24 protein-coding genes are annotated in these 24,083 nt (G+C 39.5%); 10 read left to right on the top strand and 14 right to left on the bottom strand.

The window, feature by feature from the left end; translation table 11 throughout:
• Positions 1 to 48: 48 nt before the first annotated feature.
• On the bottom strand, positions 49 to 1,128 hold the full coding sequence (locus tag H5163_RS01750; protein ID WP_182734121.1) for an ABC transporter substrate-binding protein: 1,080 nt from the start codon (positions 1,126 to 1,128) through the stop codon (positions 49 to 51).
• A 149-nt stretch (positions 1,129 to 1,277) separates the two neighbouring features.
• Between H5163_RS01750 and H5163_RS01755 the strand changes: the two genes are divergently transcribed.
• Positions 1,278 to 1,667: a cytochrome b562 gene (locus H5163_RS01755; protein WP_145236040.1), complete on the top strand. Its 390-nt coding sequence runs from the start codon at positions 1,278 to 1,280 to the stop codon at positions 1,665 to 1,667.
• Between the two features lie 72 nt (positions 1,668 to 1,739).
• Here H5163_RS01755 and ykgO read toward each other — a convergent pair whose 3' ends face one another.
• Complete coding sequence (ykgO, locus tag H5163_RS01760; protein ID WP_149980141.1) at positions 1,740 to 1,883, bottom strand: type B 50S ribosomal protein L36; 144 nt, start codon at positions 1,881 to 1,883, stop codon at positions 1,740 to 1,742.
• Between the two features lie 2 nt (positions 1,884 to 1,885).
• Positions 1,886 to 2,137: a type B 50S ribosomal protein L31 gene (locus H5163_RS01765; RefSeq protein ID WP_145236032.1), complete on the bottom strand. Its 252-nt coding sequence runs from the start codon at positions 2,135 to 2,137 to the stop codon at positions 1,886 to 1,888.
• A gap of 224 nt (positions 2,138 to 2,361) precedes the next feature.
• On the opposite strand from H5163_RS01765, the gene H5163_RS01770 reads away from it, so the two are divergent.
• Positions 2,362 to 2,646, top strand: coding sequence for a hypothetical protein (locus H5163_RS01770; RefSeq protein ID WP_182734122.1), 285 nt, complete (start codon positions 2,362 to 2,364; stop codon positions 2,644 to 2,646).
• Between the two features lie 705 nt (positions 2,647 to 3,351).
• A complete protein-coding gene (locus tag H5163_RS01775) occupies positions 3,352 to 4,278 on the top strand; it encodes a hypothetical protein (RefSeq protein ID WP_182734124.1) in 927 nt (308 codons plus the stop codon).
• Between the two features lie 311 nt (positions 4,279 to 4,589).
• Here H5163_RS01775 and H5163_RS01780 read toward each other — a convergent pair whose 3' ends face one another.
• Complete coding sequence (locus H5163_RS01780; protein WP_182734125.1) at positions 4,590 to 5,243, bottom strand: DUF6058 family natural product biosynthesis protein; 654 nt, start codon at positions 5,241 to 5,243, stop codon at positions 4,590 to 4,592.
• 170 nt (positions 5,244 to 5,413) lie between these two features.
• Here H5163_RS01780 and dapA point away from each other — a divergent pair, with 170 nt between their 5' ends.
• On the top strand, positions 5,414 to 6,334 hold the full coding sequence (gene dapA / locus H5163_RS01785; protein WP_145236009.1) for a 4-hydroxy-tetrahydrodipicolinate synthase: 921 nt from the start codon (positions 5,414 to 5,416) through the stop codon (positions 6,332 to 6,334).
• A 197-nt stretch (positions 6,335 to 6,531) separates the two neighbouring features.
• Positions 6,532 to 7,833, top strand: a complete 1,302-nt coding sequence (locus H5163_RS01790) for a DEAD/DEAH box helicase (RefSeq protein ID WP_145236005.1) — start codon at positions 6,532 to 6,534, stop codon at positions 7,831 to 7,833.
• 72 nt (positions 7,834 to 7,905) lie between these two features.
• Here H5163_RS01790 and H5163_RS01795 read toward each other — a convergent pair whose 3' ends face one another.
• Positions 7,906 to 9,516 carry an NAD(P)/FAD-dependent oxidoreductase gene (locus tag H5163_RS01795; RefSeq protein ID WP_149980145.1) on the bottom strand — a complete coding sequence of 537 codons (1,611 nt, stop codon included), beginning with the start codon at positions 9,514 to 9,516 and terminating at the stop codon, positions 7,906 to 7,908.
• 165 nt (positions 9,517 to 9,681) lie between these two features.
• Here H5163_RS01795 and fdxA point away from each other — a divergent pair, with 165 nt between their 5' ends.
• Positions 9,682 to 10,005, top strand: a complete 324-nt coding sequence (fdxA, locus tag H5163_RS01800) for a ferredoxin FdxA (protein ID WP_145235999.1) — start codon at positions 9,682 to 9,684, stop codon at positions 10,003 to 10,005.
• A gap of 134 nt (positions 10,006 to 10,139) precedes the next feature.
• Positions 10,140 to 12,371 (top strand): carbohydrate binding family 9 domain-containing protein, encoded by a 2,232-nt coding sequence (locus H5163_RS01805; protein ID WP_182731578.1) that lies wholly within the window; start codon positions 10,140 to 10,142, stop codon positions 12,369 to 12,371.
• A gap of 50 nt (positions 12,372 to 12,421) precedes the next feature.
• Here the strand turns inward: H5163_RS01805 and H5163_RS01810 are convergent, their stop codons facing one another.
• The 5 genes from H5163_RS01810 to H5163_RS01830 form a co-directional block, all read right to left on the bottom strand.
• Positions 12,422 to 13,210 (bottom strand): hypothetical protein, encoded by a 789-nt coding sequence (locus H5163_RS01810; RefSeq protein WP_145235993.1) that lies wholly within the window; start codon positions 13,208 to 13,210, stop codon positions 12,422 to 12,424.
• 62 nt (positions 13,211 to 13,272) lie between these two features.
• Positions 13,273 to 13,809, bottom strand: a complete 537-nt coding sequence (locus tag H5163_RS01815) for a fused DSP-PTPase phosphatase/NAD kinase-like protein (protein WP_145235990.1) — start codon at positions 13,807 to 13,809, stop codon at positions 13,273 to 13,275.
• Between the two features lie 142 nt (positions 13,810 to 13,951).
• Entirely contained in the window at positions 13,952 to 15,550 is a 1,599-nt protein-coding gene (locus H5163_RS01820; RefSeq protein WP_182734127.1) for an AbgT family transporter, read from the bottom strand.
• 106 nt (positions 15,551 to 15,656) lie between these two features.
• Complete coding sequence (locus H5163_RS01825; RefSeq protein ID WP_182731582.1) at positions 15,657 to 15,959, bottom strand: hypothetical protein; 303 nt, start codon at positions 15,957 to 15,959, stop codon at positions 15,657 to 15,659.
• Between the two features lie 2 nt (positions 15,960 to 15,961).
• Entirely contained in the window at positions 15,962 to 16,219 is a 258-nt protein-coding gene (locus H5163_RS01830; protein ID WP_182734128.1) for a DUF3081 family protein, read from the bottom strand.
• A 162-nt stretch (positions 16,220 to 16,381) separates the two neighbouring features.
• Between H5163_RS01830 and H5163_RS01835 the strand changes: the two genes are divergently transcribed.
• Together H5163_RS01835 and H5163_RS01840 are read left to right on the top strand one after the other, a co-directional pair.
• A complete protein-coding gene (locus tag H5163_RS01835; protein ID WP_182734129.1) occupies positions 16,382 to 17,281 on the top strand; it encodes a redoxin family protein in 900 nt (299 codons plus the stop codon).
• 66 nt (positions 17,282 to 17,347) lie between these two features.
• Complete coding sequence (locus H5163_RS01840) at positions 17,348 to 18,628, top strand: flavohemoglobin expression-modulating QEGLA motif protein (RefSeq protein ID WP_182734131.1); 1,281 nt, start codon at positions 17,348 to 17,350, stop codon at positions 18,626 to 18,628.
• 147 nt (positions 18,629 to 18,775) lie between these two features.
• Here H5163_RS01840 and H5163_RS01845 read toward each other — a convergent pair whose 3' ends face one another.
• Genes H5163_RS01845 through H5163_RS01860 form a run of 4 tightly spaced genes read right to left on the bottom strand, consistent with a single transcriptional unit; the run spans position 18,776 to position 23,411 of the window.
• Positions 18,776 to 19,579: a DUF1338 domain-containing protein gene (locus H5163_RS01845; protein WP_182734133.1), complete on the bottom strand. Its 804-nt coding sequence runs from the start codon at positions 19,577 to 19,579 to the stop codon at positions 18,776 to 18,778.
• 47 nt (positions 19,580 to 19,626) lie between these two features.
• Positions 19,627 to 21,108, bottom strand: a complete 1,482-nt coding sequence (gene astD / locus H5163_RS01850; protein WP_182734135.1) for a succinylglutamate-semialdehyde dehydrogenase — start codon at positions 21,106 to 21,108, stop codon at positions 19,627 to 19,629.
• 18 nt (positions 21,109 to 21,126) lie between these two features.
• Positions 21,127 to 22,161 (bottom strand): arginine N-succinyltransferase, encoded by a 1,035-nt coding sequence (gene astA / locus H5163_RS01855; RefSeq protein WP_149980153.1) that lies wholly within the window; start codon positions 22,159 to 22,161, stop codon positions 21,127 to 21,129.
• A gap of 44 nt (positions 22,162 to 22,205) precedes the next feature.
• Entirely contained in the window at positions 22,206 to 23,411 is a 1,206-nt protein-coding gene (locus tag H5163_RS01860) for an aspartate aminotransferase family protein (protein ID WP_182734137.1), read from the bottom strand.
• Between the two features lie 204 nt (positions 23,412 to 23,615).
• On the opposite strand from H5163_RS01860, the gene H5163_RS01865 reads away from it, so the two are divergent.
• Complete coding sequence (locus H5163_RS01865; RefSeq protein ID WP_145235943.1) at positions 23,616 to 24,044, top strand: Lrp/AsnC family transcriptional regulator; 429 nt, start codon at positions 23,616 to 23,618, stop codon at positions 24,042 to 24,044.
• Positions 24,045 to 24,083: the final 39 nt, after the last annotated feature.

The raw sequence follows: 24,083 nt of genomic DNA on the forward strand, positions 1-24,083 counted from the left end.
TGAAAACTGCACTGTTACTGTAAAGGGCTGTAAATCCCCTTTACAGTGTTATTTATTAAGGGCTTTGGCTAGGTTGTCTACTGTAAATGGCTGCGGATCTGTGGCCATTTTACTAAATTGAGCAAAATCAATGTCAGCCAAATCAGTTTCATTTATGTGCTTTACAAGTGATACGGTTTCAGCCTTAAGGTTATTGAAGATGGCCAACGATGAATGATTTAGTGAAGTTCGAGTTTTTTCATTATGATGATCAGCGATATTAATGAGTGCATAGGCGCCTAATAACACATGGCCACCCAATGTTATATCCAACGCTTTGATACCTTTTGGTACAGAGTCCCAATTCATCCCACCAACAATGACCTTATGTGCACTATTGTGCGCTTGTAATGCTCTTTTTGCACCAAACCCAATAGCATCATTGGCGCACCATATAATATTGATCTCAGGAGCAAACTCCATAAATGCTAAGGTTTTTGTGTAACTTTCCTGTTCAGACCAATTGGCAACCTCTTTTCCTATAAAGTTTATATCTTCATGTTGCTCAACAAATTCATCTAAGCCTGCTACACGGTCTATCGATGCGGGCGTTGTATAATCGCCAATAAGGGCGAGTATATTAGCAGGTTGAGTCGATGTTGTTGTGTGTTTAATAAGTAACTGTTGTGCAAGCACTTTTCCTGCAGCATAATTATCCGGTATTACGCTGCCAATAATATTAACGCCATCACGTTGTAACGATATAAATTTTTCGATAGCAGGTCGGCTATATAAAAAATAAATAGGGATATTTCTAGTATTTAATTTTGCTAAGTATTTACTGACAACGCTTTTTTCATCGACCACAATTAAATAGTCAGGATTGTCTTTAATTGCCTGCCTGATAAGCTCTTTCATCAAAATATGATTACGATTCGCGTATTTTATGTGCAAGTTTATATCTAAGTCATCCGCCGCATTGAGCATAATCTTAGATACTTTGAACCAAAAGTTACCGGTTGTATTTATTTCATCAGATGAATCTGCAAACCCGGGATTTACAAAGGTAATGTTTAATTTGGCAAAGCTAGAAGGGCTAATTATTAAACACAACAAGAAAATCAGAAATTGTTTTTTTAATCTTCGCATTCGTTCTAAACCCAAAACACATCTCATCAACAAAAACGAATTCTAACACAAAATTAATTTTCACCACACTTAGAGTAAGGTTATATTCATAGCTGCTGGAGTGTATAATGATTTTTCATCTTTTTTGAGTTGTAACTGTTAGGATTATTATGAAAGTATTTCTGTGTCTTGTGGCACTGCTGTTTGTTCCGAGTTTATTTGCTAACGACGATTTAGATCTTGAAGCCAACATGAAGAATATGGGGCTTGCGTTCAAGCATACTGTTGAAGCAACACAACTACAGGAGTTTAATACCGCGATCGATGAATTTATGATATTGGTTAAGCGAAGTAAAACAGCCACTTTTCACAAAGAGGCTGAGCAGTCACTGCAAGGTTTAGATAAAGTGATCGCAAAAGCTGAACTTGCAAAAAAATTAGCAAATGAGCAAGGACTCGATGCAGCCAAAGGACCGTTAAAAGCCATTGATGGGCTACGTAAGCAATATCACAAACTGCATGAGCCACCAGGATTTTGGGAGTTGTTGTTCGGTAAGTAATGTTAGATTGTATTTAAGTTTAGCCTTAAAGACTGTACGCCTATATCAATGCGTACAGTCTGTGATAGTTGTTTATTTTCTTCCTTTCTTTTTCATACCTTGAACTGCTTTAAAGCGTGGATTGTCTTTACAGATCACAAAAACGCGTCCTTTGCGTTTGACAATTTGACATCCCGGGCGGTTTTTAGCACTTTTCAATGAACTCAAGACTTTCATGATTATTTGCTCCCTAAGTTTTTAAAGCGGCGATTAAACGCAGCAACTCGACCATCTGTTGCAACAGATTTTTGCTTACCGGTATAAAATGGATGTGAGTCACTTGATACATCAATAGGTACGTAAGGGTATGTTTTGCCATCTAACTCAACGGTACGATCAGTTTTAATTGTTGAACCAATAATAAAGTAGCTATCGGCGGCCGTGTCATGAAAAGCAACCGTTTGGTAATCAGGGTGAATATTAGGTTTCATAAATAGCCTTTTACTGGAAATTAATGTTATGTGATATTATCACTATAATTTATAGTAAATAAGAATTCTTTGCAAATACTATTTTTGAGTTGTTGGTAAAGTAGCTGATTTGATGTTTATTCACACAAACAAGTTAAAAAATCAGCAGTTGATTTAAAAAAACTAGCTATTGGGAATTAGCCTGTTATAAATAATAAGTAATCAAGAATAGGAGTCAGATTATTATGAGTGGATCAGCCCAGCAACAGCATAGTAGTGAACAAAGTCAGGAAATAGATCAGGGCGTCATGGAGACATTACGTAGTCGTGATCATAGTGTCCTAGCACAACAAATAGACCCATTAAGCTGCACCCATAATGACATTGTTGAATTGCTTGCACAGTATTTGGCATTAAGTGATCAAGAAGATGATGAAATTTTTGATGCCTGGTTTGATGGCCTTAGTAAAGCGCAACATACGGTTTTAAAAGTATTTGAAGTATATCGCGGTCAGTTTGAGCATCAATAGTAACTTTTGCATATTGGATAAATTGGCTCTGAGTTAATCTTTATAAGGCAATTTGCATTTCTTGCTATTATTGCTAGTCCAAATGCTGCACATACTCAGCTTGTTAGTAGGCAAGGTGTAAAGTTAAGATAGCTTGAGCTTATTTTAATGCACCTTCGCAGCAGAGCGCGACAAAGAACAAAACCAGTACGGTATCACATAGACCATTTCGACAGCGTAACCCCTTGGACAATAAGCGTGATCTAATGGTGGATAATGCGAAAACAATTACAAGCAGCAACAAGTTTTAACGAAAAGAGTTGGGTGTTGTTTGGTGGTTATCTGAGCCATCGAATAAAAACCAGTGAAAATGACGAATAGCTCTCTATTTTTGATAGGTAGAAAAATGCCAAAAACGTACCTTCAAGCGTAAATCGTTTCTGCCCCAAAACGAGTTAACGTAAATGCTCTAAGGGCGGCTTTGAGCGATTACCGGTCAGTCAGGGGAATTGGCACTGGCTAAGCGATACTAAGAGGAAACCTTCCCCTTTTCCACATGTTTAAACAAGCTTCAGTAAGAATAATGTATAGAGCTGGTAATAACTTACACTATTTGCTATTAGTATAAGTTCATAAAATAAGGACGTTTTCGCACTAAAATACGGAAAGCGTCCTCTGATAAAGCTGTTAGTTCCCAAGGATAGTTCATCATCATATGGAGTTTTAATGATCACTAATTTACCAGAACCGAAAGAGTTCAAATATTTAAGTATTCAATATTTGGCTCAAGCGATTGATCATATATTTAAAACCGAACTAGCAATCTATCCAGGAGCTTTATTTTCGGGTTTTGGTGATATAGATGAAGAGTGGGATAGCAGGCAAGGAGTACTTGGTAACTCTTTAATAATGCTCTTCCTTAGTGTTGAAAATTTTTTCAAATATGAAGTTAGTAGACAAGGTCCGCACGATCTTTTAACAGACGAATCAAGAGAAAAAATTAATTCTCCAGAATCGTTCGACTTTGAAAATTTATACTTGTTAGGTCTAGATGAACTTATCTCAAAGTACCAAAAAATTGATGGTAAAAGTCTATCTTGTTCAGCTTTAACGATGCTAGAAAAGTTAAGAGTCAGCAGGAATAAGTTCACACATGGCTTGCACAGAGAACTTATTGAACCAAGTTATATTGTTGAAGTTATCGCAGAGTTTTTAACAGTTATATGGACACCAACTTGGATATCAGAGTTTAGAGAGGTTATGTTAACTGAGCCTTTATACGGTCTATTTAATGAAGATGAAGAAAACATGCAACTTCTTCAGTATTATAAGTTTTTTGAAGACTATTTATCAAAGAAAAAATTTAAAAAGCTTATTGGAATGCCATTAGAAGGAAGGCGCTATCTATGTCCTCATTGTCAAGAAAACGCAATTGAGTCGGGAAGCGTCATTGACGCAAAATACGCATGTTTAGAGCCAAACCAACCTGATACTACCGAAGTTTATTGTTGGCTATGTCATGGGTATGCTGAGATTGAAAGAGAGTCTTGCCAAGAGAAACCATGCCCTGCTAATGTGATCTATCCAACTGACTCTTATAAGTTGCATATTAGTAATATTTGTCTTACTTGTGGCTGTGGACAAGGCAAATAACAAAACCTTAAAGTTGGATTCGTAATAGTTGGCTCTGCTCCGCTTCACATTTTAGCCGACAATTATCAGCCCCTTATTGGGATGTTGCCAATGTCCGCTCATGGCACAGAGCTGTCCTTCGTCTCTAACGAGTTTATGTCCAAAAACGCGCTAGAGTGGCCATCTGCATCGCGCTCAAAGTACTCATTCAGTAAGTTTGGTTACACTACTCTTAAAAATCATCATATTGCGGTTACATTTATGCAAAACTGTGATGTGGCACTATTGTTTTTCCTAAAACCTAAAACCTAAAACCTAAAACCTTTTTTTCTTCACTTAATCGATAAATCATATTTAAGCACCAGTGCATCAATATAACGGGCACGAAGGGTATGTTGTTTTTCGTGTTCGGCACCATGACTAAGCGCGCGATTTAATAGTTTTAAAGCAGGGTGTAATTTGCTTCGCTCTGCTTGTGTGAGGTTTGGCTTTGTGCGTAATTCGGTTATATCATCTACAACTAAGCGACCAATATCAACGGCGGCGATTTCTTCAATTAAGCCATTTTGAGTTAGCACACCGTATTTACTGCATAAAAATTGTTGCCATACTTGTTGTAGGTGCTCTTCTAATTCACAACCAAATAGCTCTTCGTTAAATTCAAATCCTTGTTGAGCTAACTTCGTTAAACTTGCACTGTATTGCTGTGCAAAGTAGTTGAAGGCTTGACTGGATGAATCAATTTTTTGCTTGGCTAAGCCTTGTCCCCAGTTAACGCATCCTCTTGGATAGAAGTCGTCGTATTCTTCGCATTCATATAAACCAGAGTAAGAGCTACAACTAAGCTGATTTTTAATACAGTAACTGGGTTTTGGAAATAACCCGTTTTGTTGCCAAATTGCAAGAGTATCTTCATCGATTGCTAAGGCATGACAAAGCTCTTCGCTGTGATAAAAATGGGTTGCTAAAAATCGTGATAAACGCATAAAAGTGCACTCAAGGTTAGAAAATAAATATACTGTTTATTTATACAGTTGTTTATTTTGGACTAAGCACCTCAACAACACAAGTAATTTAATTAATTAGTTATGCAACACTCGGAAAACGCCTGCTTTTATGTTACAACTACGGCAAGTTTTTTTAAGATTAATTTTTTATGCGCACCCTAGAACAAATTAAACAAGCAAGCCTCATCACAGCAATTAAAACGCCTTATTTAGCCAGTGGTGAAATTGACTTAGCCACCTATGATTATTTAGTTGAACAGCAAATCGCCGCCGGTGTTGATGGTATTGTGGTCGGTGGAACCACAGGTGAAGGCCAGTTAATGAACTGGGAAGAGCATTTAATGCTGATTGCGCACAGCGTTAATAAGTATGCCGATAAGTTGGTGATTGTTGGTAACACTGGCAGTAACAATACCCGCGAAGCCGTTAAAGCGACTGAGTATGGCTTTGCCAGCGGTATGGACGCAGCACTACAAATTAACCCTTATTATGGCCGCACATCGATTGCCGGTGTAATTGAACACTTCAAACGAGTGCTGGCAATTGGTCCTGCGTTTATCTATAACGTAGCAGGGCGCACGGGGCAAGATTTAACCCCTGATATAATTGAACCGTTAGCACAACACGAAAATTTTATAGGTGTTAAAGAGTGTGGTGGTAATGAACGCATTGAGCACTACGAGCAACAAGGCATTGCTTGTTGGTCTGGTAATGACGATGAAGCACATGATGCTCGCCATACTTATAAAGCGCATGGCGTGATCTCGGTAACCTCTAATTTAATTCCTGGCTTGTATCGTCAATTAATGGACAGCAAAAGCGATGCGCTGAACGCGTCATTACAGCCTTTGATCAGTTGGTTGTTCTGTGAGCCAAATCCAATTGCAATTAATACTGCATTGATGATGACAGGTGCAGTCAAGCCTGTATTTAGATTACCTTATGTGCCATTAAATGAGCAGCAGCAAGCGCAAGGGGTTACGTTGATCAATCAACTTGATGATGTTGCTGTTGTAGGTGGCTCTAAAGCCACACCATTAAATTTAGAAAATACAATTATTCTGCCATAATTTAGTTTGGGCTTTAAAAGATCGCCAACCATTGTTGTTATTGCTTAGCAAAGTATGCTTTGAAAAGGTCAAACACAAAAATGGCTGTAGAAGAGAAAAGGTAATTCTAGTTGGTTTATATATTTAAAAACTAACTGTTTGCCTTAAATTGCTGTATAATTTGCGACCCTTGATAATGTGGCCGCAGGTTATACAGCATGAATTTTAAATCTTTTAGTTTTGCCCCTGAACTTCTTCAGGCGTTAGATGAACTTAACTATCACACCCTTACGCCCATTCAACGTAATGCTATTCCAGCAGTACGTAAAGGCAAAGATGTTTTAGCCAGTGCCCAAACAGGCACCGGTAAGACAGCTGCTTTTGCTTTACCAATTATTCAAAAATTATCTGAAGTTGAATACACAAAAACTAATGCACCACGTGCCTTAGTGCTAGCACCAACCCGTGAGCTTGCAGAGCAAATTGCAAATAATTTTACTGATTTTGCAAAGTACACCAAGCTTAAAACTGTGAGTTTATTTGGCGGTGTTAGTACGGTAGGTCAAGCTAATGGCTTAAAAGCGGGTGTCGATATCGTAGTCGCAACACCGGGTCGTTTACTGGATCATATTCGTTTAGGTAATCTAAGCCTTGCTGACGTACAACATCTTGTGCTCGATGAAGCTGACCGTATGCTTGATATGGGCTTTATTGGTGATATGCAAACAGTGATCAATGGCTGTGCTGAAGATCGCCAAATTTTGTTGTTCTCTGCAACATTCCCAGCGGCAATTAAACAGTTTGCTAGCAAAGTACTCAAGCAAGCTGAAATTGTCCGTGTTGATCAAACCAACAGCACTGCTGCAACCGTTCATCACGTGGTTTATCCAGTTGAAGAGCGCCGTAAACAAGAGCTGCTTTCTGAATTGATCGGTAAGAAAAACTGGCAGCAAGTGTTAGTGTTCGTCAACATGAAAGAAACGGCTGATGAGCTAGTTAAAGAATTAAACTTAGATGGTATCCCGGCTGCTGTGTGCCATGGTGATAAAACCCAAGGTAACCGTCGTCGTGCATTAAGTGATTTCAAAGCGGGTAAAGTACGTGTGCTTGTGGCTACAGAAGTTGCCGCTCGCGGGATTGATATTGATGACCTACCACGTGTAATTAATATTGACTTACCATGGCTTGCTGAAGATTACGTACACCGTATTGGTCGCACAGGTCGTGCCGGTAAACAAGGTCAAGCAATCTCATTTGTTAGCCGCGAAGAAGAAAATATGTTGTTTGAAATTGAAACCTTAATCGGTCAAAAAATTCAGCGTGAATACTTGCCGGGTTATGAAGTAAGTAACCGTGAAGTACTGATTGATAAAATTGGCAAAAAACCATCGCATTTGCGTCGTAGCCATTCAAATAAACCATCAGGTCAAGCAACTGGTGAAGCGCGAGCTAAAAACCGTTCACGTATCTCAAACGTACGTAAAACCCTCAAAGGTGCCAAACTTTCGTTAAAGAAATAATGGTATAAGTTAAGTCATTAACACCAAAAAGCCTCAATAAATGAGGCTTTTTTGTGAACAGTGAAAAACTACTTAGCTATTTTTCTCAAGCATAGATAACGCTAATGCTTCAGCGGCCTTTATACCGTCAATGCCTGCGGAAAGAATACCACCTGCATAACCCGCACCTTCACCGGCAGGGTATAGGCCTTGGGTATTGATACTTTGCATGCTTTTATCTCGTTTAATGCAAATTGGTGATGAAGTACGGGTTTCAACGCCAGTTAATAAGCCATCGTTTGATGAAAAACCACGAATTTGCTTATTAAATGCAGGAATTGCTTCACGAATGGCATCAATTGCATATTTAGGTAACACATTTGCTAGATCAGTGAGTTTGATACCTGGTGTGTATGAAGGCTTTACATCGCCTAAGTCACTTGAATCTTTACCTTTTAAGAAGTCGCCAATTAACTGTGCTGGTGCATCGTAATTACTACCACCTAGTTCAAAGGCTTGCTCTTCTAGTTTTCGCTGCAGATCAATACCGGCTAATGGATGACCTGGGAAATCTTCTTCAGGAGAAATCCCCACAACAATGGCACTGTTAGCGTTGCGTTCGCTGCGAGAATACTGACTCATGCCATTCGTTACCACGCGACCTTCTTCAGAGGTTGCTGCAACCACAGTACCGCCTGGGCACATACAAAAACTGTAAACAGTACGGCCGCTGTGACAATGGTGAACCAGTTTGTAATCTGCAGAGCCAAGAATCGGGTTACCAGCATTATCACCAAAACGGCATTCATCGATCATAGATTGTTTGTGCTCAATTCTAAAACCAACTGAAAACGGTTTTGCTTCAACGTAAATCCCTTTATCGTATACCATTTTAAATGTATCACGTGCGCTGTGACCTACCGCAAGCACAACATGACGGGTATCAAGTTGTTCACCGGAGGATAATTTCAGTCCTGTTACTTGGCCATCATCAAGTAGGATGTCATCAACGCGGGTGCTAAAACGAATTTCACCGCCGAGCGCTTCAATACTTGCACGCATTTTTTCAATCATCGTAACCAGCTTAAAAGTACCAATATGCGGTTTGCTGACATACATAATTTCTTCTGGTGCGCCCGCAGCTACAAATTCAGTGATTACTTTACGACCATAATGCTTTGGATCTTTAACTTGGCTGTAAAGTTTTCCGTCAGAGAATGTTCCTGCGCCGCCTTCACCAAATTGCACGTTTGACTCGGTATTTAGAGTACGTTTTCGCCAAAAACCGAAAGTGTCTTTGGTACGTTCACGTACTTCTTTACCACGTTCTAAAATAATGGGTTTAAATCCCATTTGCGCCAGTATTAAACCAGCAAACAGTCCACAAGGGCCAAAGCCTATTACCACAGGACGTTCTTGAATTGTTGCTGGTGCTTGAGCAACAAATTTATAGCTGGTGTCAGGGGCTGGTTTTACATGTTGGTCTTTAGCAAACTGAATTAATAATTGCGCTTCATTATCAACCTCAATGTCGAGGGTATAAATAAGTAAAATGGCGGTTTTTTTACGGGCATCGTAACCACGTTTAAAGACATTAAAGCTATGGAGTTGGCTGTTATCAATGCCAAGTTTAGTTATAATTGCTTGCTTTATGGCATCTTCGCCATGATCAAGTGGCAGCTTAATTTCTGTTAAACGTATCATATTTAGTCTCTGTTAGGTGTCTTAGCAGTCGCTGACGCGAGTTGCTCACAATAACGGACTATTTTACGTTAATTTATGCCTCGATGGCAGCGATTATTTATTGTATTTTGGCTGTGGTTGGGTATGATCTCCAGCTGTATTAAGATATGTTAGGCAAACGTTAAAATGGCATTTGTAGTCACTGAAAACTGTATAAAGTGTAAATACACTGACTGTGTAGCAGTGTGTCCAGCAGATGCGTTTTATGAAGGCCCTAATTTCTTGGCGATCAGTCCGATTGATTGTATTGATTGTGGTTTATGTGTTCCAGAATGCCCCGCTGAAGCAATTTATCAAGAAGATGAATTACCTGATTCGCAACAAGAATTCACCGAACTGAATGCCGAACTTGCTCTTATTTGGCCGCGTATCACTGATGTAAAACCAGCCCCTGAAGATGCCGATACCTGGAATGGTGTGGCCGATAAATTAAAGTTAATTGAGACCTAAAATCTCAGCTTTTTGTCTTGATTAGTTAATTAAAATAACATTTTTACAATCAAACTATTAACAAATGTACCTGCGTGAATTACAATTGCTACTTAACTTACTCATCCGAGTAACTGAGTATTAAATGGATGTTTATGCAGTATATAAAATTAATAACGTTACCTGTCTGGGTTTTAGCTTTCGCTTTATGTAGTACGTTTGCACACGCTGAGCAACAACAATTTAGTTTAGCGCACATTGATCAAGGTATTGATCTTGATGGTGAGTTGAGCGAACCGCACTGGCAACAAGCCACTTTAATCCCTTTACGCTATCAAAATGAACCCAACGAAAAAGGCATACCACCTGTAAAAACAGACGCTTATATCTATGAAGATGGCAACTATTTATATCTTGGTTTTGTTGCTTATGATAATGATCCCAGTCAAATACGTGCAGCACTTCGAGATCGCGATACATTATGGTCGGATGATAATGTCGCATTGATGATTGATACTTTTAACGATGAGCGAACAGGTTATGAGTTTTACGTAAATCCACTCGGTGCACAAGGTGATATGCGCATGACCGATACCGATGGCTGGACTGAAGACCCATCGTGGGATGCGATTTGGGACAGTGCAGGGCAAATAACTGACCAAGGTTATACCGTAGAGATGCGCATCCCGTTCACTGCATTGCGTTTTCCTAAAAATAAAGCCGATATGACATGGGGGTTTGCGCTGTGGCGTAATTATCCTCGAGATGTTTTATATCAATTATCCAATGTAGGTTTTGACCGCGACGTGAAATGCAGTTTTTGCCAGTTTGATAAAATAACAGGCTTTAATGCCATGGAGCCGAGCAAAAATATTCAATTAACACCGACCTTGACCGCTCTTCGCAATGATGTGAAAGAGGCTGTACCAGGGGATTGGCAAAATGGTGATATTGAGACTGAAGCTGGACTCGATTTACGTTGGGGGATCAGCCAAGATGCGGTTATTAATGCCACAATTAATCCCGATTTCTCGCAAGTAGAGACCGATAGTTTAGAGTTGGATGTCAATACCACATACTCTATTTATTATGCTGAGAAACGCCCGTTCTTTTTAGATGGTGCATCGTATTTCAAAAGCAGTTTATTTGAGCTTTTATATACTCGTACAATTGCCGAGCCTGAAATTGGCGCCAAAATAACCGGTAAAACAGATGCACATAGTTATGCTTTTATGTATGCCGATGATGAAAATACCAGTCTTTTTTTACCGACTAACCAAGGTTCTGGCTTTGCTAATTTAGCTGAAAAATCAAAGTCAGCGGTTGGCCGATATCAATACGACATTGGCGAGCAGGGCACTATTGGGGTGATGAGCACCCACCGTGAAGCGAATGACTATCACAATACCGTACTGTCGGTAGATGGTAGTTATTGGTTTAATCAAACAGATAGTGTGTTGTATCAAGTTGCTACCTCTGATACTAAAAACTCCGCTTTTTTAACTGATAATTATGGCTTGGAGAAAAATCAATCTGATCAAGCTTATAAGATCGAGTTTGCTCGCGAGAAACGGGATTATAAGCTACTTGCCAGTTACGAAGATATTGGTGAGGATTATCGTACCGATGTTGGCTATCAAGGAAAAGTAGATTATAAAAAAGTGTTACTAGGCGGCGGGCAAACTTGGTACTTAGATGCAAGTGAGATGATAACCGAATATTCTTATAATGTTGATTGGGACAAAACCTGGGCGCAAGATGGTAGCTTGCTTGAAGAAGAGTACGAAGGGTATATTTTTTTAAAAGGCCAATTACAGTCATCCTTAGAGTTTGGTTTGATCCATCGTAATGAGAGCTATAAAGATGATTTTTATAATCAAAATATCGGCTTTATTTATGGTGGTTTTAACCCAAGCAAAGATTTACGTATTACGCTCTATAGTGAGTTTGGTAGTAAAATAGATTACAGTAATGAGCAGTTAGGTGATTTATTTACTCTAGAGCCAGAACTTACCTGGGACATCAATGATCATTGGCAACTACAGCTTGAGCACAGTTATAGCCGTTTAGATAACCCACAAGGTGAAAATGTATTTACAGCGAATCTAACCGATTTACGAATTTATTATAAATTTAATATGCGCTCGATGCTGAAACTGATTTTACAGTTTGAAGATATCGACCGAAATCAAAATGCTTATTACTTTGCTGTAAATCACATCAACCGAGATTATGGCAGTCAGCTTGTTTACTCATATAAAATTAACGCACAAACATTATTTTACTTGGGTTATTCAGATAAAGGCTATCAAGATGACTCATTAAAAAGTATAGAACGCGATCAACGTACTTTCTTTACTAAATTAAGTTATGCATGGCAGCTTTAAATTACATTTTAAAAAAGCCCTTAGTATTTAACTAAGGGCTTTTTTTATTGCTATAAATTACGAAAATATGCATCAACAAACTGTTGTTGGTTTGGTGCTTTTGGCGCTGTAGTAAATTTGATTAATGAGTCGGTATGACGCAGTTTTAGTTCATTACTAAATTCACAATCAACCTGATTAAATTGTTGTACTTTAGCTTTAAATTTAGCTGATTGTTGGCATTGCTTTGCTAATGAGTTGGCTACTTGTGCACAATATGCGCCAACGGCATAAGTTTGTAAGGTTTTATCATCAAGTGCTTGCCAATTTACTGAGGTGGCTATGTCTTTCTCACACTGTAAATTTAGCTCTTTACTAGCGTCAGTAAGTGCGATTTGTGATTGTTTAATTGCATTATCGCGATCAAACTTAGCTAGTTTTAACTGAATACCTTGCTCAAGTTGGCTTATATATTGTGCATAGGTATCTTCGCTTATTCCTTTTGCTCGCTTATCTTTTAGTTCACTCAAATAAATTGCTTGGCGGCTATTTGGCAAATATAGTGTGTAGCTACAACAGCTATAACCTTGCTCTTTCGTGACGAGTGCTCGCTGTTCCCCGTCAAACGTGTATTTGTAAGCTTGTATACTTCCGTGAGGTTTCAGAGCGGTTAAAAAAACCACTTCGTCAATAGGACTATTTACCCCAACGACTTTGACCAATGCTTGGCTGTTATCAAGGGTATTAATAATAGTCACTTGCTCGCCACTTGATGACTCAAGTACAAGAGGATATTTTTGTAATTCTATCGCGTAGCTACAAGTGCAGAATAAACTGAGTAACAGAAAGATATTTTTCATTGTTAAATCCATTTAAAGTTAAACAAAATAGTTAAACATTTTAACATAGCTAACGTGTTATTTTAATGCTCTTTTATTTTATAGGTTGCTATGGCGTCTCTTACCACAGGTTCAAGACCTTGTAAGCCCCATTGCTTACCTGTTTCAATCGCTTTTTCAATTGGTTGGTTAAGCTCTATTGCGTTATAAAGTGCAATCAGTGCACCAACTCGGTTACCACTTGCACAATGCAGTAATGTTGGGCTCTCAGATGCTTGCGCTAATAATTGCTGCAGCTTTTTTGCATTTTCAATATTGATATCGGCTCTTGATGAAATGGGCAGTGAAAAGTATTGCAGTCCTAAATTGGTCACTAAAGCCTGTTCATCCCAATTATTTTCCCCATCCCCGCGTAAATTAATCACATACTTTATACCTTGCTTTGCAAGCTGCTGAAATTGCTCTTTAGAAGGTTGTCCTGCAGTATAGATGTGTTGTTGCGGGTTCGCATAATTAGTTAATGCAACGGACTTTATATTTACTGATGGGAGTGGCTGCGCATAACTTGTTATGCTGATCAAAGAACATGCTAAAGTGATAATAAAAAATACTATTTTCATAATTTTAGATCTCGTTGAAGTTGCTAGTAATGTGGCAATTGTATAAGTAGTTACTATTATTAAAGCAGATAGTTTAGTTTTTCAAACAGGTTAGAGTTACTCAATAATAATGCCAGCAACAGCTGGCATTATTTATCGGTTATTAAGGTGTGTAATAAATTGGTGAGCCAGGCCCTACTGGCAGACCAAATACAAACACCCACAAATAAAACAGAGCAACCCAACCGACAAAGAAAATCATACTATAAGGCAGCATGGTGGCGACTAAAGTGCCTATTCCCATGTCTTTTTTATATTTAGTGGCAACGGCGAGGATCAAGCCAAAGTAACTCATCATTGGGGTGATCAAGTTCGTGACAGAATCACCAATCCGATAAGCCGCCTGAATGGTCTCTGGCGCATAGCCAATCAACATGAGCATAGGTACAAATATTGGCGCAGTGATTGCCCATTGTGCAGATGAAGAACCTAAGCTTAGATTAACTAATGCACACATTAATATAAATAACACAAATACTTCAGGACCAGTCAGATTGAGGGCTTGTAACATAGCAGCGCCATTTATAGCTAAAATAGTCCCTAAGTTAGTCCATTTAAAGAAGGCAACAAACTGCGCGGCAAAAAATACTAATACAATGTACATGCCCATTGAGCTCATACTTTTGCTCATTGCGTTGATCACGTCTTTATCATTTTTCATGGTGCCTACTACACGGCCATAAACGAAACCTGGTATACCAAAGGTAATAAAAATAAATACCACAATCCCTTTAGAAAAAGGCGAGTGGGCAAATAAGCCTGTTTCAGGATGGCGCAAAATGCCATCTGCAGGCACGATTGTCCAAGCAAGTAGTAGTGATACTAACAATAAAGAAAATCCAGCCCATTTTAAGCCTGATTTTTCTTTAGCAGTTAAGCCTTCTATATTATTCTGCGCCAGATCAGCACTGGCATCGTCGGGGTTGTATTTTCCAAGGCGGGGTTCAACAATTTTTTCAGTAACGATGGTGCCTAATACGGCAATCAATAAAACTGAAATCATCATAAAATACCAGTTTGCTTCAGCGCCAACTTGGTAAGTTGGATCAATCATTTGTGCTGCCGGAGTCGTAATACCTGCAAGCAATGGATCAATCGTACCTAACAATAAATTAGCACTGTAACCACCTGATACACCAGCAAAAGCCGCGGCTAAGCCGGCTAAAGGATGACGCCCTAAACTATGGAAGATCATTGCGGCTAAAGGGATTAATACAACATAACCAAGTTCAGATGCGGTATTAGATAATATAGCGGCAAATACCACCATAAAAGTAACTAAGCGTTTTGATGCCCCCATTACCATGCCACGCATTGCAGCAGATAATAGCCCTGAATGTTCGGCAACGCTGACACCTAATAGTGCAACAAGCACAGTGCCTAAAGGGGCAAAACTAGTAAAATTAGTAACAAGACCGGTGACGATACGTTGTAAGCCTTCAGCACTTAATAGACTCATAACTTCGATAACGCCGTCAGCTTCACGACCTGCGGAGCCAATTGGGCGAGGATCAATTGCAGTTAATCCAAACCAATCAGCAATACCACTGAAAACAATAATGGCCACACAAAATAGGGCAAACAAGGTGATTGGGTGGGGTAACATATTCCCCAAAAACTCAACAGAGGCTAAAAATCGGTTAAATAATCCCGATTGTTTTTCTTCACTCGATGAGTCGGCAGTGTCGACGGCTTTTGACATAGCAAGGCTCTTAAAATTTAAAATTTCCGCAATCTATCATTTTTAAGCATTATTATCATCAATAAACGGTGGTTTACCAGATGGGTACGATAAACTGTCAATTAGGCTATAGAATTCCTTTGAAAAGTAATGGATAGCGACGTAATCGCTGGCCAATATAGTCATCCGCTAAGATTTGCTGACAAATATCTTCAATATTATCAGAAGCTTCAAACACCCAGTCGAATCGTTCGATTGCAGTTAAAAATCCTCGCTTCAGGAACCGTTGTTGCCGATACTCCTCAAGATTACCTTTAATTATGGCAAGCTTACTTTCATCGTCGCGTAATTCTTGCACAACCTTGGCTATAAAATCTGTATGTTGGTTGTGCTTGTTAGCTGGGCGAATGCGGGGTTTGCTGTTATACACAATTACACCTCATTGATTATATTTTCCAGCTTTTTAAGGAAGTCATCTTTATGCTTCTCATGTTCATAATCGAGATGATAGGTGTTGTGAAAACCAAATCTGAGCAATACGCAACTGCCTTTAAGATAAATGGTATAACCATCAATATCTGAAAATGCGGTTAATCCTTTATAGTGTTTCCCTTCATTATTTATCTCACCATGTTGGATGATCTGCTCATAGACAGCTAATATTTGTTTTCCTTCGATGTCATTTTTCATCACTACTCCAAAAGTTGCTTTGATAATTAAATTGATACGAAACCTAACTCTATTTAGTTTATACCATGTAATGATAAATGATCGAAAAGTTCACCGATGTCGCAAAATTACAATCTGCTGAGAAAGCGACCATGCTAAGGTGAATTTATTTTAGGGATAACAATGATGAAGTTTAAATATATTAAGCTGTTGTGGGTCTTTTTGTACTTTTCATGCAGTCAACATTTGTTAGCAAATGAGTCAAATTTGGTTTTAAAAAACAAACAGGGTGAACTGTTCGAGCTGAATAAAATCGTTGGCAAAAAGCCTGTGTATTTAAAATTTTGGGCGACTTGGTGTAAACCGTGTATGGAGCAAATGCCACACTTTCAGCAGGCCTATGAACAGTATGGAGATACAATTGATACAATAGCGATTAACATTGATCTAAATGATGATCCTACTGCTGTTGCAGCTGTTAAAAAAGAGTTTAATTTAACCATGCCGATCATGAGTGATCATACCGCAAAAGTTGCTCAGCATTATCAATTTATAGGCACTCCTTTTCATGTATTACTCGATAAAACGGGCAAAGTTATTTTTCAAGGCCATGAAGCAGATAAAGCACTTGATAATACACTGCGATTATTATCACATGACGGCGTGGTGGCAAAGCCACGCTTGTTAGATGAAGGTAATAAGCAAGCTGCGACTGCTTTAGTTATTCCAGAGTTTGGCTTAAAAGCAATATTATATACGGCAACGTGGTGTGATTGGTATTTAGCTGATACTCGCCCGAAGATGGCAACAAACTGTGCCGCAGCTCAAAAGCAAATCAATCGATTAACCAATCAGGGAATTGATACTGAAGCTAGGGTTAGCCAATTATGGACAGATCAAGCAGCTGTTGATGAATATATCGAAAAATTTAAAGTCATACATCCGGTGTACATTGATCACGGTAATGATTTATTTATTGATAATAAAATCAGTAGTGTGCCTACCTTGGTCATTTATAAAAATGGACACATGGTTAATCGTATCAGCGATTTTTCTAGCCCTGTAAATTTGCAAAGTAAGTAATAATTTGCTTTGAAAATGAGCAAATCTAGCCTATCCTCTAGGCTCATTCATCAGTGAGCTTAGAGCATGATAGATAAGGCGTTATTACTTAAAACTCGCGAGTTATCAGATCGATTAATCGCCCTACAAACCCCGATCCGCATCTTAGATGCGATAAATTGGGATAAAAGCATAAAGGAAGAGTTTTTTAGACAAAAATGTCAAAAAAACCCACTGGTTGATAAAGCCTATTATCAGCAACGGGATCTAGGTTTTGTACCTAGCGAGCTACGCCAAGCATTTTCTGATCTAAACCGTAATATCATTAGCCAGCTTGGGCAACTCAATCCTATCGCTCAATATATGAGTAAAATGTGCAGCGAGTACAAAACGGTATTGAGTATGCTTGAATATCGTGGCACTGCTGAATTTCATGATTTATCTGTAGAGTTGTTTGGTCATCCAAAAGATTTATTTCATGCCGGTGAGCCATCGTTATCAGAGCTTGCAAATATGCTTGAGTTACCGCTCAAAAATCTATTAGCGGCCGATATTTTACCTGATGATCCTAAAAATATAGATGCTGATGAAGCCGTTCGGATTCTAGCTGAACAAGTACGTTTAAGCATGTCAGGTATCGATGTTGAAGTGGTCATTAGTGATGGGATCGTCAGTGATGCAGCTGCTGGTGCTAATAATATTAAGCTAAATCAAGATGTAAAGTTTTCTCAACGAGAGCTTGATATTTTAGAAGTACATGAGGGCTGGATCCACGTCGGTACAACGCAAAATGGTTTAGCTCAGCCATACTTAACCTGTTTAAGTAAAGGCACGCCAAGTTCAACAGTGACACAAGAGGGGCTGGCAGTACTAACCGAAATCATCACCCTTAAATCAACACCTCGACGTTTAGCGAAGTTAGTAAATCGTATTCAAGCGGTGACCAAGGTAATTGATGGGGCTGAGTTTGTTGATATATATCGTGATTATGTTGCTCAAGGCTTGAGTAAAGATGAGAGCTATACATTGGCCCAGCGAGTATTTCGTGGCAGTACCGCAACAGGGTTGCCATTTACTAAAGATATCGCTTATATCAAAGGGTTTGTATTGGTTTACAATTTAATTCGGGTTGCGATACAACTTGGCCGCATCGATCAATTACCTTTGCTGTTAGTGGGTAAAATCTCGATTGATGACTTTAGACTAATATCGCAATTACATGATTTAGGTGTAATTGAAGACCCTAAGTTTGTTCCACCACATTTTAAAGATTTACGTGGTTTAGCAACGTGGCTTAGTTTTGGCCGTTTTATTGGTGATTTGTCATTTGAACAGTTAGAAAACGACTATAAACCACTATTTATATAGTGACTCATAATCCTAGTATAAAAACAATAAAAACGCAGTTGTTCATTACAACTGCGTTTTTTCTATCGTACAGCTAAGTACTTTATGAAATCAGCCAGTAAGCACCCAGCTTTAAACACATGCACTTATGATCTGAATCTAGATTAATTAACGTGCATTGGTGCTTTCAAAGATTTTATCGGCCGATGCAGCAACGAAACCGGTATATAGTTCACCATCAGGTTTCGCATAACGCAGGGCAAACTCATAAAAACAACTAGGTACGCTCATCGTCGTGTCACTAAACTCTACGGCAAAGTCATCGGCAAGGGTTGATGATTGCTCAAGTAATACCTCAGGTGAGCCTTTTACTTCACCGCCTGAAATATTAAGGGCAAAACCGGCATCTTTAAGCGCTTGGTTAACGTCTTCAATTTTATCAAATTTGGCAAGTTCATTAATGTTCACGGTGAAATGATTAGCACGGTAACCCCATGCTGACATCCACGCTGCATATTCGCTTTCAGCGAGTAACTGTTTATAAGTTTCAGAGCTTACTTGCCAATGGGTGCCTGAGTATAAGAAGTTTTCTGCGGTTACGGCATCTGCATCTATGCTGGCAACCAGCTCATTAACGATGGCTTGCAGTTGCTCAGAACATTGCTCTACAAGTAATTCAGAAATAAATACTTTTGGTTGCTTTGGATCGGTATGCTCATAATGTTTAGCATACAATTTTTTAGCTTCAAAATGATATTCACCACATTCTTTATAACCGACGGCTAAGAAATGGGCGGCTAACTTTTCCAGACCAATTTTTTCATGATTGAAAGTGCGTAGTGCAATATGGTCGTTGATCACATCATCTTGTTGTGTCGAGCCTAATAGCTCATGAACTTTTACAGCTGACGGTGTTACCGCTAGGTAGTTTTGCCATAAGTTGTCAAAAAGGGCATTTACATCTGTGTGCATTTTTAATTCCTTAATTTAATTTCTGCAGCCGTTAAGCTGCAGACTGATTATTCAATAATTAAGCCCGGCGCAAGGGTACTTGGTAAACTAACGCTTGGTGCTTCAACAGAGGCTACTGGGTATGAGCAGTAATCTGCGGCGTAATAGGCGCTCGCTCTGTGGTTACCACTGGCACCAATACCACCAAATGGCGCGGCACTTGATGCACCGGTAATTGGGCGATTCCAGTTAACAATACCGGCGCGAATATGTTTTAAGAAGTGCTCATAATCTTCACTTGAGTCACTTAAAAGCCCAGCCGATAAACCAAATGAGGTATTGTTCGCTTCCACAATTGCACTGTCAAAGTCGCTATAGCGATAAATTTTAATTAATGGGCCAAAGTGTTCTTCATCTGCGATGCTGGCCACATTTGTTACATCGATAATACCAGGGCTTACAAAACCTGTGCCTGGTTTTAAGTGTTTTAGTTCAACTAAAGGTTCAGCTCCCATATCAATCAATTGTTGCTGAGCGGCGACCATCCCAAGCGCGGCTTTTTCGCTGATCATAGCCCCCATGAAAGGTTGTTCTTCGCTAAAGCTGTCTGCAACTTTAATACTTTTAGTTGCGGTGATCAGCTTTTCTAAAATAGCATTACCATTAGCTGTATTTGCAATAAATACCCGACGGGCGCACGTACAGCGCTGGCCAGAAGTTATAAAGCCGGATTGGATAATATCATGCACGGCAGCATTTACGTCAGCCACATCTTTAACTATGAGCGGGTTATTCCCCCCCATTTCTAGCGCTAAAATTTTACCTGGATGTCCAGCAAACTGCTTATGTAATAAATGACCTGTGTTTGAGCTGCCAGTAAAAAACAACCCATCGGTATCTTGGTGGCTAGCAAGTGCAATACCGGTGTCAACTTCACCCTGAATAAGGTTGATCACCCCAGCTGGCAGGCCTGCTTTTAACCATAACTCAAGTGTGTATTGAGCAACAAGTGGGGTTAGCTCAGATGGTTTAAATACGACGGTATTACCCGCTAAAATTGCCGGTACTATATGACCATTAGGGAGGTGGCCTGGGAAATTATAAGGGCCAAAAATAGCCACTACGCCATGCGGCTTATGACGAATAAAAGCTTTAGCGCCGGGCATTGGATTTTCAGTAGTGCCTGTTCGTTCATTATGAGCTTTTATTGAGATCGCCACTTTGCCTGTCATAGCACCCACTTCGGTACGTGTTTCCCATAGTGGTTTACCTGTTTCGCGGGCAATGATAGTCGCAAACTCTTCGCTATTTTCTTTTAGCTGGCTGACAAAACGTTCAAGAACCGCAATACGCTCTGTAATTGGGGTATTTGCCCATGTAATGTGTGCCTGACGAGCTGATTTAATCGCTGCGTCTACTTGTTCTTTACTTGCTGCTTTACCTTGCCAAACAATATCCCCGTTACTTGGGTTTATTGAACTGAAATCATGACCTAAGCCAGTTTGCCATTGGTTATTGATTAGTTGGCTGTTGTGCGTATTAACGCTCATAGAAACTCCTACAGAGGTTTACAGACGGAAAAACCGCGCTGCATCTCCTTGTTTTAATTTAAGTGCTTTTGCAACTTCACTGCTAATAATCAAGGTATGTTTAGCATGATTATAATGTGCATGTTTTGTGAAAGTGGCTCTGAAGTCATTCACGCCTTGATTACAAATAGCTAAGGTGTCGGAACTTTGTTGATTAATATGATCAAGTTCACCTATGGTAATAGGGCATACTTGAGATTCACGGATGCTACGTATATTGCCAAGTTTGGCTTCAACTGTTGGCCCAGCATCAAATAAATCAACGTAACCTCGATGCTCAAAACCTTCTTTTTCAAGCAATTTTAGTGCAGGTTTAGTGTGCTCGTGTACTTTACCAATTACAGCTTGCGCTTTTTTGCTTAACAGGTTGGCGTAAATAGGGTACTTGGGCATTAATTCACTAATAAATACTTTATCGCCTAAGCCGACTAAATGATCGGCTAGTGGGAATTCAATACTGAAAAAATGTTCTTCAAGCCATTGCCAAAATGGAGAATGGCCGTTTTCGTCACTAACGCCACGCATTTCTGCAATGATGGTATCGGCAAAACGCTCACTGTGTTGAGCCATAAACAAAAAGCGTGAACGCGATAAGAAACGTCCTGTTAGCCCTTTGCGGCTATCTTCACGTAAAAATAGTGTGCATATCTCTGAGCAGCCGGTGTAATCATTACACATGCTGAGAATATCAACGGTGTTATATACGTTAAGAGTGCGTGAATGATGAACCGTTTTACCTAAATGATAGTGATACAAAGGAACGTTCATACCGACCGCCGCTTCAATCGCGGTAGTGCCAACGACTTGACCTGTTTCACTGTCTTCTAATACAAATAGGTAGCCCTCGTCTTGAGGCTTATTAATGTTTTTTGCAAAGCTCCTTTCTGCTCGTTCAATTTTCTCTAGCAACAAGGCATCATCAACAGGTAATGATGTAAAACCATGGCCTGACTCTATTGCTATTTGTTTTAGTGAGTCAAAATCATTTGCGGTTATAGGACGTAATACTTGCATTTAAAAGTGCTCCATTAACGCCCTAAACAGGGCGTTAAATTAGGTTAACCGTTTACAACGTCTGCTACGGCTTTTTCAAAGCGCACTAGACCTTCTTTAATGTCCTCAAGTGGGATCACCAGCGAAGGCGTAAAACGAATAACATCAGTACCAGCAACTAAGCTCATTAGCCCTTGTTGAGTACTTGCTACTAAGAAGTCGCGAGCGCGCCCTTCAAACTTGCTGTTTAGTACGGCGCCTAATAATAGACCTTTACCGCGTACTTCACTAAATACGTCGTATTTTGCGTTGATCGCTGCAAAACCATTACGGAAAAGCTGTTCACGCTGTTTAACGCCGCTTAGCACTTGTTCGGTATTCACGGTATCAAATGCCGCTTCTGCCACTGCACACGCTAACGGGTTACCGCCATAGGTTGAACCATGCGTGCCCACTTTAAGATGTGCTGCAATATCAGAAGTGGTGATCATCGCACCAATAGGGAAACCGCCACCCAACGCTTTTGCTGTTGTTAAAATATCTGGTGTCACGCCTAATTCTTGGTATGCGTATAGTGAGCCTGTACGGCCTACACCCGTTTGTACTTCGTCAAAAATAAGCAATGCATTGTGTTTATCACACAAAGCACGCACACCTTTGATAAATTCATTATTTGCAGAGATAATGCCGCCTTCACCTTGCAGAGGTTCCATCATTACGGCACAGGTTTTATCGCTGATCAGTGCTTCAAAAGCAGCTAAATCATTGTAGTCACAATGATCAATTGCGGCTGGTTTAGGACCAAAACCGTCAGAATATGCGGTTTGGCCACCCACAGTTACGGTAAAAAAGGTACGACCATGAAAGCCTTTGTTAAATGCGATTATTTGGCTTTTATCAGCACCATGTACATCCAATGCGAAACGACGCGCAAGTTTTAGCGCTGCTTCATTTGCTTCTGCGCCTGAGTTTGCAAAGTAAACTTTGTCTGCAAATGTTGCGTCGGTGATTTTTTTAGCTAATCGAAGTGCTGGCTCATTAGTCATGACATTGGATAAGTGCCAGATTTTTTCGCCTTGCTCTTTTAACGCATTAACAAGGGCTGGGTGACAGTGACCTAAACAGTTGACCGCAATACCGCCAGCAAAGTCGATATATTCTTTATCGTTTTGATCCCAAACACGAGAACCTTGGCCACGCACCGGAATAACCTCTGATGGGTTATAGTTAGGGACCATTACGTCGTTGAATAATTCTCTTGTTACTTGCATTTGTTACACCTAATTCTGGCTTAATATGAAAAAAACAAATTGCATTTGATGGGTTAATCAAGCCGTTATTACCCTGCAATAATGTGCTTTAATAATTTTTCTTATTTACTACCGCTATTATCTGAGTTCAAAGCTTAAATTTGCAGTGCTATTTTGTGAAAAATGATTAAAATAAAATACAAAATGACGAGGTTAATAATCAATATGATAACTATACAAGACGAAAAGCTACTTTCTATACTTCGCACGAATGCCAGAGCGAGTATTTCTGATCTTGCCAGGGCACTTAACTTATCACGCTCAACTGTACAAAGTAGGATGTTAAAGCTAGAAGAGACTGGAGTGATAAAGGGCTACAGTGTTGACTATGGCGATGCGTACTTAAGTGCCATGGTATCGGCCCATGTATCGATTAAGGTAAAGCAAAAACTAACCACTAAAACTAACCTCGAGCTCAAGCAGATTGATGCCATCTCACAATTGTATGCTATCAGTGGTGAGTTTGATTTAATTGCAGTTGTGCAAGCACAAAATCTAGAAAAACTCAGCCATTTACTCGATGATATTGGTAATTTAGATGGAGTTGAACGTACGACTTCTTCTGTTATTTTAGAAACAAAATTTAAACGCTAAGTTGACGATAAATACAGAATGTCATACTTTCTATTGTGA

It is taken from the genome of Pseudoalteromonas sp. SG44-8 (genome assembly GCF_014164125.1).
Taxonomy (GTDB): domain Bacteria; phylum Pseudomonadota; class Gammaproteobacteria; order Enterobacterales; family Alteromonadaceae; genus Pseudoalteromonas; species Pseudoalteromonas rhizosphaerae.